Origin of the sequence: Terrabacter sp. Root181 (assembly GCF_001428505.1) — a bacterium.
GTDB lineage: Bacteria > Actinomycetota > Actinomycetes > Actinomycetales > Dermatophilaceae > Terrabacter.
Genome location: NZ_LMHU01000005.1, coordinates 442046 through 456752, shown reverse-complemented (window position 1 = coordinate 456752; position 14707 = coordinate 442046). Strand labels below are relative to the sequence as shown.

Sequence of the window (14707 nt, the reverse complement as noted above, 5' to 3'; positions counted from 1 at the left end):
GTGTCACGCGCATCCCCGGACATGGGGTCCACTCCCGAGAAACCCACCCGCTAGCATCTACTACGTCATGTAGTTCTGGTGCGACCCTCGCGGAGCCCCCATGGATGCAACGGACCTGGCACGGTGGCAGTTCGCCATCACCACCGTGTACCACTTCCTCTTCGTGCCGATCACGATCGGCATGTCCCTCATCGTCGCCGTCTTCCACACTGCCTGGGTGCGCACGCACAACCCGCAGTGGATGAGGCTGGCCAAGTTCTTCGGCAAGCTCTTCCTCATCAACTTCGCGCTCGGGCTCGTCACGGGCATCGTGCAGGAGTTCCAGTTCGGGATGAACTGGAGCGACTACTCGCGCTTCGTCGGTGACATCTTCGGGGCGCCGCTGGCCATCGAGGCGCTGCTCGCCTTCTTCCTCGAGTCGACCTTCCTCGGGCTGTGGATCTTCGGCTGGGGCCGGCTCCCCGAGAAGCTGCACGCCACGACGATGTGGCTCGTGCACATCGGCACGGTGCTGTCGGCGTACTTCATCCTCGCCGCCAACTCGTTCATGCAGCACCCGGTCGGCTACACCTACAACGCCGCGAGCGGCCGCGCGGAGCTGACCGACTTCTTCGCGGTGCTGACCAACAAGGTCCAGCTCGTCACCTTCCCGCACGTCATCTTCGCCGCCTACATGGCCGGTGCCGGCGTCGTCATGGGCGTCTCGCTCTGGCTCATGCGCCGCGAGGCCAAGGCGGCCGCCGACGACGCGCAGGACGTCGCCCGCACCGACGCCCCGATGTACCGCACGGCCACGCGCATCGGCGCCGTCCTGACGCTCGTCGCCGCGGTCGGCGTCACCATCACCGGCGACGTGCAGGGCAAGATCATGACCGAGGTGCAGCCGATGAAGATGGCGGCAGCCGAGGGACTCTACGAGTCCGTTCCCGCGGGTGACGGCGCTCCCTTCTCGGTGCTGACCGTCGGCTCGCTCGACGGGTCGCACGCCAACGCGATCATAGAGATCCCCGGCCTGCTGAGCTTCCTCGCGACCGGCAACTTCGAGGGCGCCGTCCGGGGCATCAACGACCTCAAGACCGAGTACGCCAAGACGTACGGTGCGAGCGGCAACCCCCGGGTGGCCGACGTCGCGACCGCCTTCGTCCCCAACATCCCGACCACCTACTGGACGTTCCGTCTCATGATCGGTCTCGGGATCGTCACGGCGCTCATCGCGATCGCCGTGCTCTGGCTGACGCGCAAGGGGCGCACCCCGACCGCCAGGTGGCTCGCGTATGCCGCCGTGGCCGCTCCGCTCCTTCCCGTGTTCGCCAACAGCTTCGGCTGGATCTTCACTGAGGTCGGCCGCCAGCCCTGGCTCGTCTTCGGCCTCATGACGACAGCCAACGGCGTCTCGCCGAGTGTCTCGATGGGCGAGGTGATCACGTCGATGGTCGTCTTCACGCTCCTCTACGGCGCGCTCGCCGTCGTCGAGATCAAGCTCTTCCTGCACTACGTCCGCAAGGGGGCCGAGCCCTTCGAGGAGCCGCAGGACCCCGCCGACCGGGACGAGGACGCACCCCTCGTCTTCGCCTACTGAGAAGGGCTGAGCTGCAATGGATCTCGCCACCTTCTGGTTCATCGTCCTCGGCGTGCTCTGGACGGGCTACCTCGTCCTCGAGGGCTTCGACTTCGGCGTCGGCATGCTGATGCCCGTCCTCGGCGGCAAGCGCTACGCGGCCGACGCCGCCGACGCCGAGAAGCGCCGCCGCGTCCTGCTCAACACCATCGGCCCGGTCTGGGACGGCAACGAGGTGTGGGTGCTCACCGCCGGTGGAGCCACCTTCGCCGCCTTCCCGCACTGGTATGCCACGCTGTTCAGCGGCTTCTACCTACCGCTGCTGCTCATCCTCGTCGCCCTCATCGTGCGCAACCTCGGCTTCGAGTACCGCCACAAGCGGCCCGAGGCTCGGTGGAAGGCCCGCTGGGACCTCGCGATCTTCTGGGGCTCGCTCGTGCCCGCACTCCTCTGGGGCGTCGCGCTGACCAACATCGTGCGCGGTGTGCCGATCGACGCGAACAAGGAGTACACCGGCAACCTCTTCACGCTGCTCAACCCGGCCGGCCTCCTCGGCGGGCTCGTCTTCGTGACGCTGTTCCTCACGCACGGCGCGATCTTCGTCGCCCTCAAGACCGACGGGAAGATCCGTCACGAGGCACGCCAGGTCGCCGAGCGCGTCGGGGTCGTCGCCGCGGTGCTCGCGGTCGCCCTGCTCCTCTGGCTCGGGCTGACGGATGGCAAGCTCGCCTCGTGGGTCACCACGGTGGTCGCCGCCGCCGCTCTCCTCGGCGCCCTGGCGGCCAACCGGGTCGGTCGTGAGGGATGGGCCTTCATCGGCACGGCCGTCACCATCGCCATGGCGGTCGCGACGTACTTCCTCGTGCTGTTCCCCAACGTCATGCCCAGCTCGACCAACCCCGACTGGAACCTGACCATCGCCAACGCGTCGAGCACGGACTACACGCTCAAGGTCATGACGATCGTCGCGCTGATCTTCACCCCGATCGTCCTGATGTACCAGGGCTGGACCTACTGGGTCTTCCGGAAGCGCCTGACCGTCAAGCACATTCCCGAAGACGCGCCGCGCGAGACCGTCTCCCGCTGACGCGCCGGTCCAGACCGACCCGACCCATCCGACCCATCCCACGCCTCCGACGAGCCGAGAGAGTGCACCTTCGGTGAAGCCCTTCGACCCACGACTCCTACGGGCGGTCCCTGCCGCCCGGAAGCCCGTCGCCGTCCTCGCCGCGACCGGCGTCGCGGGCGGTGCGGCGACGATCGCCACGGCGTTCGCGCTGTCCGCGGTCGTCGTCGCGGTCGTCGAGGGGACCGACCTCGTGGCGCCGCTCGCCTGGCTGCTCGGACTCTTCGCCGTGCGAGCGGTCCTCGCCGCGGCGACCGAGCGGGTCGCCGCGTGGGCGGGAGTCTCGGTGTCGTCGGCGCTCCGCGCGGCGCTGCTCGGCCGCTGGGGCGCCGTCGACGCGGACGCACGCCTCGAGCCGGGAGCGGCCGTCTCGCTCGCGACCGCGGGCACGGCGGCCGTGGAGCCATATGCCGCCCGCTTCCTCCCGACGCTCGTCACCGCGGCCGTCGTGCCGGTGCTCGCCATCGGGACGCTCCTCGTCGTCGACTGGCCGAGCGCCCTCGTCGTCGTGCTGACGCTGCCGCTCCTGCCCGTCTTCGCCGCCCTCATCGGCAAGTCGACCGCCGACTCGACCGAGCGCCGGTGGGCTGCGCTCGCCTCGCTGTCCGGGCACTTCCTCGACGTCGTCCGCGGCCTCCCGACGCTCGTCACCTACGGCCGGGCGCGCCGTCAGGCCACGACGATCCGCGAGGTCAGCGACCGGCACCGGCACGCGACGATGGAGACGCTGCGCATCGCGTTCCTGTCGTCCGCGGCGCTCGAGCTGCTCGCGACGATCTCCGTCGCGATCGTCGCCGTGACCGTGGGCCTGCGTCTGTCGCACGGCTCGATGACGCTCGGAGCGGGGCTCGTCGCGATCCTGCTCGCACCCGAGGCCTACTGGCCGGTGCGACGGGTCGGCGCCGAGTACCACGTGGCCGCCGACGGCGCCGTCGCCCTCGACGTGATCCTCGCCCAGCTCGAGCCCACCCCCGCCGCACCCCGGTCCTCTTCGACCCCCGCACCGAACGCCGCGTTCGATGCCGAACTCACTGGTAGAACAACGCGTTCGCGACCGAACGCCGCGTTCGGTGGGGTGGCACTGGCGGGCGGGCGGGTCGGTGAGGTGCGGGTCGTCGGCGTCACCTACGCGTATGCCGGGTCGCCGGCTGCGGTGCTCCGTGACCTCGACCTCGCGGCCGGGCCCGGCCTCACGGTCGTGACCGGCCCCTCGGGCGTGGGCAAGTCGACGCTGCTCGACCTGCTCGCCGGCCTCCGCAGCCCCGGCTCCGGGACCGTCGAGACGCCGGCCTCGCACTACGTGACGCAGCGGCCGTTCCTCGCGACGGGGTCGGTGCGATCGGCCCTGACGATCGGGCACCCGGCCACCGACGACCAGCTGTGGGAGGCCTTGCGCGCGGTCGAGGTCGACGGCGTCGTCGCGGCCCTCCCCGGTGGCCTGTCCGCCGATCTCGGTGACGACGGCTTCGGCCTGTCCGCCGGCCAGCGCCAGCGGCTGGCCCTCGCCCGGGCCTGGCTCTCGCCCGAGACGCTGCTGCTCCTCGACGAGCCCACCGCGCACCTCGACCCCGAGGGTGCCGAACACGTGGCCGCTGTCGTCGCCGAGCTCGCCGAGCGCCGCGTGGTCGTCGCCGTCACGCACCGCGACGAGCTGCTCGCCCACGCCGACCACCACCTCGTCCTCGCCGCCGCCGACGCCTCCCCGGTCGAGGTGATCCCGGGGGCGCCGTCGCTGCCGGGATCACCTCGACCCGCAGGAGAGGAGGGCGACCGATGAGCACGTTCCCGACCCCTGACCCCGGTGTCGAGGTGATCGCGCACCCCACGTCGGTGCCGGCATCACCTCGAACCGCGAGTGCGCGGGGGCGGGTCTGGTGGCCGTCGGCGGGCACGGTGCGCGGCGGCCTGCTCGGCGGGATCGCCACGGCGTCCGGCATGGCGCTGACGGCGACCTCGGGCTGGCTCATCGTCCGGGCCTCGGAGCAGCCCGTCATCCTCACCCTGCTCACCGCCATCGTCGCCGTCCGCGCCTTCGGCATGGCGCGGCCCGTCTTCCGCTACTGGGAGCGCCTGACGAGCCACGACGCCGCCCTCGCGATGCTCGCCGAGCGGCGGACATCGGCCTACGAGGCTCTCGTCCCGCTCACCCCCGCCCGGCTCGGTCGCCGGCGCCGGTCCGACGTGCTCACCGGGGTCGTCGACGACCTCACCGACGTCGTCGACGCCCAGGTCCGCGTCGCGGTGCCCGTCATCTCGACGGCCGTGGCGGGGGGCCTCGCCATCGTGCTCACGATGCTGCTGTCGCTGCCCGTCGGCCTCGTCATGCTCGGGCTCGGCGTCGCCGTGTGCCTCATCAGCACGCTCGCGGCGTACCTCGAGTCCCGTTCCCTGCCAGAGCTGCTCGCCGCCCGGGCCGAGGTCACGCGCGTCAGCGAGCTCATGGCCAGCCAGTCGGGCGAGCTGCGCGCCGTCGGCGGCTGGGCCACGGCGCTCGGCTGGCTCGACGAGGCCCACGCCCCCCTCGACCGGGTCACCCGTCGCATCAGCGCGGGTCGCGCGACCGCGGCCTCGCTCTTCCTCGTCGCCGTCGGCGCGGCCGTCGCCGCCACGGCCGTCATCGCCCAGGACCTCGCCGTCTCGACCCCCGTCAAGGCGCTGCTCGTGCTGACCCCGGTCGCGGTGTCCGAGGCCGTCACGCCGCTCGTCGACGCCATGCGCGCCCTCGCCCGGGCCCGGGGCAGCGAGCACCGCATCGACGCCCTGCTGGACCTCGCCCCGGCCGTCGCCGACGAGGCTGCCGGCGCCGACGACGAGGCGGCCGTCGCCGATGCCCCTGCCCCCGGGGACGACCCCGGCCACGCGGACGACCCCACGGCGGGCACCCGGCCCGGGCACACGGCATACGCCAGCAGTGACGTGCGGGCGCGCGCGCTCACCGCCTCGTGGACCGGCGACCGCACCGACCTCGCCCCGACCGACCTCGACGTCCCGGCCGGCAGCCGCGTCGCCGTCACCGGGCCGAACGGCAGCGGCAAGTCGACCCTGCTCGCCGTGCTCGCCCGGCACCTCGACCCGTCGGGCGGGACCTACCTGCTCGGGGGGACCGACGTGCTCCACCGACCTCTGGAGGAGACCCGCGGGCACATCGCCGTCGTCGACGACGAGACCCACGTCTTCGCCACCACGCTGCGCAACAACCTGACGCTCGCCCGTCCCGACGCGGACGACGCCGAGGTCGGGCGCGCGCTCCGGGCCGCCGGCCTCACGGACCTGCTCGAGGGTCTGCCCGACGGACTCGACACGACCCTCGGGTCCAGCGGTCGCGGGCTCTCCGGCGGCGAGCGGGCCCGGCTCGGCATCGCCCGGGCCCACGTCAGCGGGCGCCCCGTCGTGCTGCTGGACGAGCCGGTGGCCCACCTCGACCCGCCCACGGCCCGCGCCGTCGTCGAGGACCTGACACGGCTCGGCAGCGCACCGGGTACGACAGGGGTGGCGGGCACGAACGCGCCCGCGCAGACGATCATCATGGTGACCCACCGCGACGACGGCGCCGACCTGTTCGACCAGGTCCTCGAGGTGCGCCGGCCATCGGGGACGATGTCAGCCACGACCGCAGGCGGCACCGACCTGCACGACAGCACCGACCACACGCACGACCGCACGAACGGCGCCGACCGGCGCCGCCGCTAGATTGGAACGCCATGCCCAGCACACCCCGCAACCGTCTCGGCGACCTCGAGCGCGTCGTCATGGAAGAGCTCTGGACCACCGCGGACGCCCACCCCGAGGGACGCACGGTCCGTGAGGTCCACGACGCGATCGGCGTCGACCGCGGACTCGCCTACACGACCCTCATGACGGTGCTCGACCGGATGGCGAAGAAGGACCTCGTCCACCGCGAGCGCGACGGCCGCGCCTGGCGCTACACCGCCGCGTCGACCCGCGCCGAGCTGACGTCGGAGTCGCTGCACCACACGCTCGGCGAGCTCGCCGGCGACAAGCGACGCACCGCGCTGCTCCACTTCCTCGACGAGTCCACGCCCGAGGAGATCGACGAGCTCAAGGCGGCGCTCGCCGAGCTCGAGTCCCGTCGTCCCGACGCCGCGAAGCGCTGACCGGCCGATGACCCCCGCCGCGGACCCCCGCACCAGCTGACCCGTGCTCGTCGTCGCGGCCCTCGTCGTCCTCGCGGTCCTGCTCGCGTGGCCGGTGCCGCGCGTCCTGGCCCGGGCGACCTCACTGCGGCGCGCACCCCGGGCCGCCCTCGTGCTGTGGCAGTCCACCGCCGTCGCCGCGGTGCTCGCCGCCCTGCTCGCGGCGCCGGCGGCGATCCCACTGCTCGTCGGCCGGCAGGTGCGACTGTCGGAGCACTGGGTCACGCTGGCCGTGGCCGCTGCCCTGAGCGCGGTCGTCGCCGTGCGGCTGCTGCTCTCGGGCGACCGGGTCGGGCGCAACCTGCGCGCCGCACGTCGCCGCCATCGCGACCTCGTCGACCTGCTCGGCGTCCCGGGTGAGGGCGCCGACCGGCACATGCGCGTCCTCGAGCACACGACCCCGACGGCCTACTGCGTCCCCGGCGTACGCCGCCGCGTCGTCCTGACGCAGGGCACCCTCGACCGGCTCGGTGCCGACGAGCTGTCCGCGGTGCTGGCGCACGAGCGCGCCCACCTGGGCGCCCGCCACGACCTCGTCATGGAGTTCTTCACGGTCGTGCACGAGGCGATGCCCGGCTTCCTGCGCTGCGACGACGCGCTCCGCGAGGTGCACCTGCTCATCGAGGTGCTCGCCGACCGCGCCGCCGTCCGGCACGCCGGCGCCGTCAGCACCGGTCGCGCCATCGTCGCCATGGCCGGTGGGCCGAAGCCCGCCGGCGCCATGGCGATGGCCGACAGCACCCGCGTCGCCACCGCTCGCATCGGGCTGCTCGACGCCGAGCGGATCGCGGGCCTCCCGATCCCCGCCGTCGCCGCGACGATGTATGCCGTGTCGACCCTCCTCGTCGTGACGCCCCTCGCGCTCTACCTCGGCGCGATCGCCGAGCTGACCGTCGTCTGAGCGCCTCCCGTCACGCGGAAGCCGCCTCGATAGGGTGGCGACATGCGCGTACTCGTCAGCGGCGGAGCCGGCTACATCGGCTCGCACACGGTGGTCCAGCTCGTCGCGGCCGGGCACGAGGTGCTCATCGTCGACAACTTCGGCAACAGCAAGCCCACGGTCGTGAACCGTCTCGAGGCGCTGACGGGGACGCACCTCGAGGTGCACTCGTTCGACCTGCGCGACCACGACAAGACCGAGCACCTCTTCGCCAACGAGAAGATCGATGCGGTCATCCACTTCGCCGGGCTCAAGGCCGTCGGCGAGAGCGTCGAGCTGCCCCTCGAGTACTACGAGAACAACCTCGTCTCGACCTTCTCGCTCGTGCGCGCGATGCGCCGGCACGGCGTCACGAAGCTCGTCTTCAGCAGCTCGGCCACGGTCTACGGCCACAACAGCCCGCCGCTCACCGAGGACATGGCGACGGCGGCGACCAACCCGTACGGCTGGACGAAGGTGATGATCGAGCAGATCCTGCGCGACGTCGCGGCCGCCGACCCCGACCTGCGGATCGCGCTGCTGCGCTACTTCAACCCGGTCGGTGCGCACGCGAGCGGCACCATCGGCGAGGACCCTCAGGGCATCCCCAACAACCTCATGCCGTTCATCGCCCAGGTGGCGGTCGGCCGCCGCGACAAGCTGCTCGTCTTCGGTGACGACTACCCGACGCCCGACGGCACGCCGCTCCGCGACTACATCCACGTCGAGGACCTCGCCGCCGGCCACCTCGCAGCGCTGGCCAAGCTGAGCCAGGTCGACGAGCCGATCTCGACGTGGAACCTCGGCACCGGCCACGGCACGAGCGTCCTCGAGGTGCTGCACGCGTTCGAGCAGGCCGTGGGTCGCGAGCTGCCCTACGAGGTCGTCGGTCGACGTGCGGGTGACCTGCCCGAGTCGTTCGCCGACCCGTCTCTGGCGCACGCCGAGCTCGGCTGGCGGGCCGAGCGCACGATCGAGGACATGTGCGTCGACCAGTGGCGGTGGCAGAGCGCCAACCCCACCGGCTACCCCGACGCCTGACCCCGCCGCCACCCGACCCACCCACCCGACCACCCCACACACCCACCCGACTCCCACCCACCCGACCACCCCCACCCTCGAGTGGCCTCGTCGTCACACCAGCCCCACCATCGGGCGTGTGACGACGGGGCCACTCGACGGTGGGGTGCCCCGACCGGATGTGACGACGGGGCCACTCGAGTGAGCGCCGGGGGGTCCGGTGGGTCAGGTCAGGGTCAGGGTCAGGGGCGCGGGTCGAGGGCGTCGTAGTCGCGGAAGGACGTGACCCGCGCGACGGAGGCGATGACGAGGACGACGACGAGGACGCCGCCCACGACGGGCGGCACCCACGTGGCCGTCAGCGTCGCGAGCGTCCCGGCGAACATCTGACCGAGTCGCGGGCCGCCCGTGACGACGACCGTGAAGACGCCCTGGGTGCGGCCGCGCAGGTGGTCGGGCACCGCGGCCTGCAGGATCGACTGCCGGAAGATCGCGCTGATGTTGTCGGACCCGCCGGCCACGGCGAGGCACAGGGCCGCGAGCCCGAGGGCCCAGAGGTTGGCATCGCCGAAGTCCATCGACTGCACGGCGTGGCCGCCGAGCTCGGTGACGGCCAGCACGATCCCGAAGCCGAGGATGGCGAGGCCGTAGGAGACGATCGCGTTGCGGATGGCGAGACCCTGCCAGCGCAGCCCGGTGACGCGACCCGACGCGAGGCTCGAGACGATCCCGCCGACGGCGAACGACGCGAGCAGGATGCCGGCCGTGACCGGCCCGCCGCCGATGACGATCGCGCCGACGGCGGGGAAGAGCACCATCGGCTGGCCGAACGTCATGGCGATGATGTCGACGATGAAGCTCATCCGAACGTTGGGGGCCCGCCGCAGGTGGGCGAGCCCGTCGGCGACCGAGCGGAACCCGCCGGTGGTCGGCCGCTCCCCCTCCGGTCGGATGCGCGGCAGGGTCCAGAGGCCGAAGAACCCGGCGAAGAAGAGCACGACGTCGACGGTGTAGGTCCAGGCGTAGCCCGCCCGCGCGACGAGCACGCCCGCGATGCCCGGCCCCACCGTCACCATGACCCCCGCCGAGATGCCGAGCAGCGCCGCCGCCTTCGGCAGCTGCGCCCGGGGCAGCAGCCGCGGCGTGATCGCCTGGCGCGTGGCCGAGGCGATGGTCGCCGCGACGGCGTTGACCGTGGTGATGACGTAGAACATCCAGACCTGCTCGGCCCCCAGCCAGACGATCGTCGCTAGGACCACGGTCGAGGCCCACGCCACCGTCGAGGCGGACAGGGCCACCGCGCGCCGGTCGAAGCGGTCGGCGATGGCGCCGCCATAGAGGCCGGCGACGATCATCGGCAGCAGCGAGAACCACGCGACGAGGGAGACCATGAACGTCGAGCGCGTCAGGTCGTAGATGTGCAGGCCGACGGCCGTGTTGGTGACGAACGTGCCGATGCCGGCGAGCGTGTTGCCGAACCAGAGCCGGGCGAAGGGTGGGCTGACCCGCAGCGGCGTCAGGTCGATGAGGTGCGACCGACGCGTGGCCGGGGCGGGTGCCTCAGGGCCAGGAGGTACGTCGGTCACAGAGCGAAACTACGCCACCGCCAGCTCGCCCGACGGCGCGGGGAGGCACGCCTCGACCTCGCGCAGCCGGGAGCCATCGCGGACCCACACCCAACGGTCGTCGGCCGTGCGCCGCGCGACCTGGGTGCGCACCGTGCCGTCGCCCGTCGTCGACGTCGTCATGGCAAGACCACCGGTCACGACGGCACGCGCGGTCACGCCGGCGGCGGGAGCGCCGACCGCACCGAGGGCACCCGCTGCCAACGCGGCAGCGAACGCCGAGCGGATGGCGGTGGCGCCCGCCGCCTCCCGACCGCGCGGCAGGCTCACGACGGCGTCGGCGGCATACAACCCCACGATGCCGTCGAGGTCACCCGCGGCGACGCAGGTGGCGAACCGGGACTCGAGGGCCTCGGGGGCATCGGCCCCCACGGCGGTCGGGTGCGCTGTCGTCGTCATGGGTCACACCGTCCCACCAGCCACCGACAGCCCCACCGACCACAGGGCCAACCCCCGTACCGCTCCGTTCGGCGGGCCTTCGGGCCGACCCGTCGGCCCGCCGTCGACAGGACTTCGACGCCGTGACGAGGAGTGACCTCGCTTCGGGCCTCGCGGCCGTGTCCGCGGTGTTCAATGGGCAGCATGTCGTCTCGCCCACTCCACATCACCTTCGTGTGCAGCGGCAACATCTGCAGGTCCCCCATGGGTCACGTCATCCTCCAGCGCCTCGTCGACGACGCCGGCATCTCGGACCTCGTCCGGGTCAGCTCGAGCGGCACCGGCGACTGGCACGTCGGCGAGCACGCCGACCCCCGCACCGTCGAGGTCCTCGCCGCGCACGGCTACGACGGGTCGCAGCACCGCGCGCGGGAGTTCGACCCGGACGAGTTCGACGACCTCGACCTCGTCCTCGCCTCGGACGAGGGCCACGTGCGCACCCTGCAGCGCCTCGCCCGCACGCCGCGCAACCGCAGCAAGATCCGACTCGTGCGCGAGTTCGACCCGGAGGCCGTCGCCGCGGGCACCCTCGAGACCGGCGACCCGTGGTACGGCGGAGAGGAGCACTTCGTCCGGTGTTTCGCGGAGGTGGAGGCGGCGTGTCGTGGCATCCTTCACCACGTCAGGGACCAGCTGGACGGCCGGCTGACCGCAGGCGTGCACGACCAGCACGACACGGAGCACCCCTGACCCGATGCGAGACCTGAATCTGACTGTGCCCGACTATCCCTATGGTTCCCCGTGCTGGGTCGACCTGCTCGTCAGCGACGTCCCACGCGCCCAGACGTTCTACAGCGAGCTCTTCGGCTGGCGGTGGCTCGCCGGCGACCCCGCGACCGGCGGCTACACGATGGCGCTCCTCGACGGCCACCCCGTCGCCGGCATCAGCCGCAAGCCCGAGACGGCGCCGATCCCCAGCCAGTGGACCACCTACCTCCGTGTCGGTGACATCGACGTCGCCGCACGCGCCATCGAGGCCTACGGCGGACGCACGCTGGGACGGCCCGTCTCCATCGGCGCCCTGTCCCGGACCCTCATCGCCGTCGACCCCGGTGGCTCGTACTTCGGCATCTGGGAGCCGGGCGACCTCCCGGGCAGCGGCATCCTCGACGAGCCGGGATCACTCACGTGGAACGAGCTGCTGACCCGCGACTACGACAAGGTGCAGGGCTTCCAGTTCGGCGTCTTCGGACACGAGTTCACCGACGAGACCGAGCCCGGCGGCCCGCGCTGGGCGACGGCGCACACCGGCGACGGCAACCCGGCCTACGGGCTGGCGGAGATCGACAGCGAGTGGCCGGCCGAGATCCCGCCGCACTGGGTCGCGTCCTTCGCCACCCGCAACGTCGTCCCGAGCCTGGCGCGGGCGCTCGACCTCGGCGCGACGCTGCTGCAGGGGCCCTTCGACGGCCCCTACGGGGTCGGCGCCGTGCTGAGCGGGCTCGAAGGAGAGGTGTTCTCGCTCCTCGTGCCCGACCTCGACTGACCCGAGACCGACCTCACGCCGCCCTCACGCCGCCTTGACCGGCACGACCACAGGAGGACCCATGCCCGTCCACGAGGAGGCGTTCGCGCCCGGCACCCCCTGCTGGGCCGACGTCATGGTCGACGACCTCGACCACGCACGCGACTTCTACGGCAGCCTCTTCGGCTGGACCTTCGAGGACCTGCCGCCCGAGGCCGGCGGCTACGTCATGGCGCGCAAGGACGGTCACGTCGTCGCCGGCCTGATGGCCAGGAACCCGGACGACGCCGGTCAGGTCAACGCGTGGACGGTCTACCTCGCGACCGACGACGTCGACGCCGCGGCGGAGCGCGCCCGGGCGGCCGGTGGCGTCTTCTTCCTCGGGCCGATGGACGTGCTCCAGGTCGGCCGCATCGCCGTCGGTGCCGACCCGGCCGGCGCCGCCTACGGACTGTGGCAGGCCAAGGAGCACACGGGCACCGACCTCGTCGACGAGCCCGGCGCGCTCTGCTGGGCCGAGTCGATGAGCCGCAGCTACGAGGCGAGCAAGGCCTTCTACTCCGACGTCTTCGGCTACCGCCTGGAGGAGATCGGCGAGGGCGGCTTCCAGTACTCCGTCGCGACGCTCGACGGAGAGAAGCCCGTGGGCGGCATCGGCGCCATCCCCGCAGCGGCGCCCGCCGACGTGCCGTCGCACTGGATGGTCTACTTCGCCGTGCCCGACGCCGACGCGGCGGCCGAGCAGGTCACGTCCCTCGGCGGCTCGGTCATGCAGCCACCCTTCGACACCCCCTACGGCCGGATGGCGCTCGTCGCCGGCACCCGGGGTGAGACGTTCTCCGTCATGCAGCTGCCCGAGCAGGCCGCCACCGACTGACCGAGGGCGTATGCCGCCGGGCCGGGACCGCGCGCGACCACCCGACCGCGGCGGACGGCATACGGACCACCCCGCGCGCTCTGGGAGGATGTGGGCATGGCTTCGCTTGCTGACGCAACCCCGTCCATCGCGCTCGGGGCGCTCGACGGTCGCTACCGCGGCGCCGTCGCACCGCTCGTCGACCACCTCTCGGAGGCGGCGCTCAACCGGCAGCGCGTGCACGTCGAGATCGAGTGGCTGGTGCACCAGACGAGCCACGGCGTCGTGCCGGGGGTCCGCAAGCTCAGCGACGACGAGATCGCCGCCCTCCGCGCGGTCGTCGACGACTTCGGCACCGACGAGGTCGCCGAGCTCGGCGAGATCGAGCGGGTCACGGTCCACGACGTCAAGGCCGTCGAGTACTTCCTCAAGAAGCGCCTCGCCGCGATCGCTCCCGCCGACGAGGACCGGGGCCTCGCCGAGCTGATCCACTTCGGCTGCACGAGCGAGGACGTCAACAACCTCTCCTACGCCCTCATGGTCAAGGGCGCGGTCGAGCAGGTGTGGCTGCCGAAGGCGCGGGCGCTCGTCGCGCAGGTGTCCGGGATGGCGCGCGACCTCAAGGACGTGCCGCTGCTCGCGCACACCCACGGCCAGCCCGCGACGCCGACGACGATGGGCAAGGAGCTCGCCGTCCTCGCCCACCGCCTCGGCCGGCAGCTGCGCCGCATCGAGCGGCAGGAGTACCTCGGCAAGTTCAACGGCGCCACCGGCACCTACGGCGCCCACGCCCTCGCGCTGCCCGACGTCGACTGGCCCGCCGTGTCGCGCGCCTTCGTCGAGGGCCTCGGCCTCACGTGGAACCCGCTGACGACGCAGATCGAGAGCCACGACTGGCAGGCCGAGCTCTATGCCGACGTCGCGCGCTTCAACCGCATCCTGCACAACCTCTGCACCGACGTGTGGACCTACATCTCGATGGGCTACTTCGCTCAGGTGCGCGGCCAGGGCACCGTGGGGTCGTCGACGATGCCGCACAAGGTCAACCCGATTCGCTTCGAGAACGCCGAGGCCAACCTCGAGGTGAGCAACGCCCTGCTCGACGTGCTCGGCGGGACGCTCGTCCAGAGCCGTCTCCAGCGCGACCTCACGGACAGCTCCATGCAGCGCAACATCGGCACGGCCTTCGGCCACTCGATGCTCGCGCTCGACAACGTCGCCCGCGGTCTCGCCGGTCTCGACGCCGTGCCTGAGCGCATGGCCGCCGACCTCGAGGCCAACTGGGAGGTGCTCGGCGAGCCCATCCAGTCGGCGATGAGGGCCCTTGGCGCACAGGGGGTTCCGGGTATGGAGGAGCCCTACGAGCGGCTCAAGGAGCTGACCCGGGGGCGCCGGATCAACGGCGACGACCTGCGCGAGTTCGTCCGCGGTCTGGGACTGCCGGCCGACGTCGAGGCGCGGTTCGTCGCGTTGACGCCGCAGACGTACACGGCGCTGGCGAGCCGCCTCGTCGACGACTACCTCGCCTGACGGCATACGCCCTGGG

The 14707-nt window shown here is 72.2% G+C and carries 13 protein-coding genes; 11 read left to right on the top strand and 2 right to left on the bottom strand.

The window, feature by feature from the left end:
• Window positions 1–100 precede the first annotated feature (100 nt).
• The 7 genes from ASD90_RS11005 (at window position 101) to galE (ending at window position 8798) form a co-directional block, all read left to right on the top strand.
• Window positions 101–1579 (top strand): cytochrome ubiquinol oxidase subunit I, encoded by a 1479-nt coding sequence (locus tag ASD90_RS11005; protein WP_056755827.1) that lies wholly within the window; start codon window positions 101–103, stop codon window positions 1577–1579.
• 16 nt (window positions 1580–1595) lie between these two features.
• Window positions 1596–2645 carry a cytochrome d ubiquinol oxidase subunit II gene (cydB, locus tag ASD90_RS11000; protein WP_056755826.1) on the top strand — a complete coding sequence of 350 codons (1050 nt, stop codon included), beginning with the start codon at window positions 1596–1598 and terminating at the stop codon, window positions 2643–2645.
• Between the two features lie 73 nt (window positions 2646–2718).
• The gene (gene cydD, locus ASD90_RS10995) at window positions 2719–4461 is read left to right on the top strand and encodes a thiol reductant ABC exporter subunit CydD (protein ID WP_056755823.1); all 1743 of its coding nucleotides are present in this window, start codon (window positions 2719–2721) and stop codon (window positions 4459–4461) included.
• A complete protein-coding gene (gene cydC / locus ASD90_RS10990) occupies window positions 4458–6374 on the top strand; it encodes a thiol reductant ABC exporter subunit CydC (protein ID WP_082588640.1) in 1917 nt (638 codons plus the stop codon). Before cydD ends, cydC begins: the two co-directional genes overlap by 4 nt.
• Before the next feature lie 11 nt (window positions 6375–6385).
• The gene (locus ASD90_RS10985) at window positions 6386–6799 is read left to right on the top strand and encodes a BlaI/MecI/CopY family transcriptional regulator (RefSeq protein WP_056755820.1); all 414 of its coding nucleotides are present in this window, start codon (window positions 6386–6388) and stop codon (window positions 6797–6799) included.
• Window positions 6800–6842: 43 nt separating this feature from the next.
• Window positions 6843–7739, top strand: coding sequence for a M56 family metallopeptidase (locus tag ASD90_RS10980; RefSeq protein WP_056755817.1), 897 nt, complete (start codon window positions 6843–6845; stop codon window positions 7737–7739).
• Window positions 7740–7781: 42 nt separating this feature from the next.
• Complete coding sequence (galE, locus tag ASD90_RS10975; protein WP_056755814.1) at window positions 7782–8798, top strand: UDP-glucose 4-epimerase GalE; 1017 nt, start codon at window positions 7782–7784, stop codon at window positions 8796–8798.
• A gap of 221 nt (window positions 8799–9019) precedes the next feature.
• Here galE and ASD90_RS10970 read toward each other — a convergent pair whose 3' ends face one another.
• Together ASD90_RS10970 and ASD90_RS10965 are read right to left on the bottom strand one after the other, a co-directional pair.
• The gene (locus tag ASD90_RS10970; RefSeq protein WP_200958600.1) at window positions 9020–10363 is read right to left on the bottom strand and encodes an MFS transporter; all 1344 of its coding nucleotides are present in this window, start codon (window positions 10361–10363) and stop codon (window positions 9020–9022) included.
• Window positions 10364–10372: 9 nt separating this feature from the next.
• A complete protein-coding gene (locus ASD90_RS10965; protein WP_056755812.1) occupies window positions 10373–10801 on the bottom strand; it encodes a nuclear transport factor 2 family protein in 429 nt (142 codons plus the stop codon).
• A 183-nt stretch (window positions 10802–10984) separates the two neighbouring features.
• Here ASD90_RS10965 and ASD90_RS10960 point away from each other — a divergent pair, with 183 nt between their 5' ends.
• The 4 genes from ASD90_RS10960 to purB all read left to right on the top strand — a co-directional run bounded on the left by ASD90_RS10960 (window position 10985) and on the right by purB (window position 14691).
• Complete coding sequence (locus ASD90_RS10960) at window positions 10985–11530, top strand: low molecular weight protein-tyrosine-phosphatase (RefSeq protein ID WP_056756414.1); 546 nt, start codon at window positions 10985–10987, stop codon at window positions 11528–11530.
• A gap of 25 nt (window positions 11531–11555) precedes the next feature.
• The gene (locus ASD90_RS10955) at window positions 11556–12326 is read left to right on the top strand and encodes a VOC family protein (RefSeq protein ID WP_082588639.1); all 771 of its coding nucleotides are present in this window, start codon (window positions 11556–11558) and stop codon (window positions 12324–12326) included.
• A 61-nt stretch (window positions 12327–12387) separates the two neighbouring features.
• Window positions 12388–13182 carry a VOC family protein gene (locus ASD90_RS10950; protein WP_056755806.1) on the top strand — a complete coding sequence of 265 codons (795 nt, stop codon included), beginning with the start codon at window positions 12388–12390 and terminating at the stop codon, window positions 13180–13182.
• A 96-nt stretch (window positions 13183–13278) separates the two neighbouring features.
• Window positions 13279–14691: an adenylosuccinate lyase gene (purB, locus tag ASD90_RS10945; RefSeq protein WP_056755803.1), complete on the top strand. Its 1413-nt coding sequence runs from the start codon at window positions 13279–13281 to the stop codon at window positions 14689–14691.
• The last annotated feature ends 16 nt before the right edge of the window (window positions 14692–14707 follow it).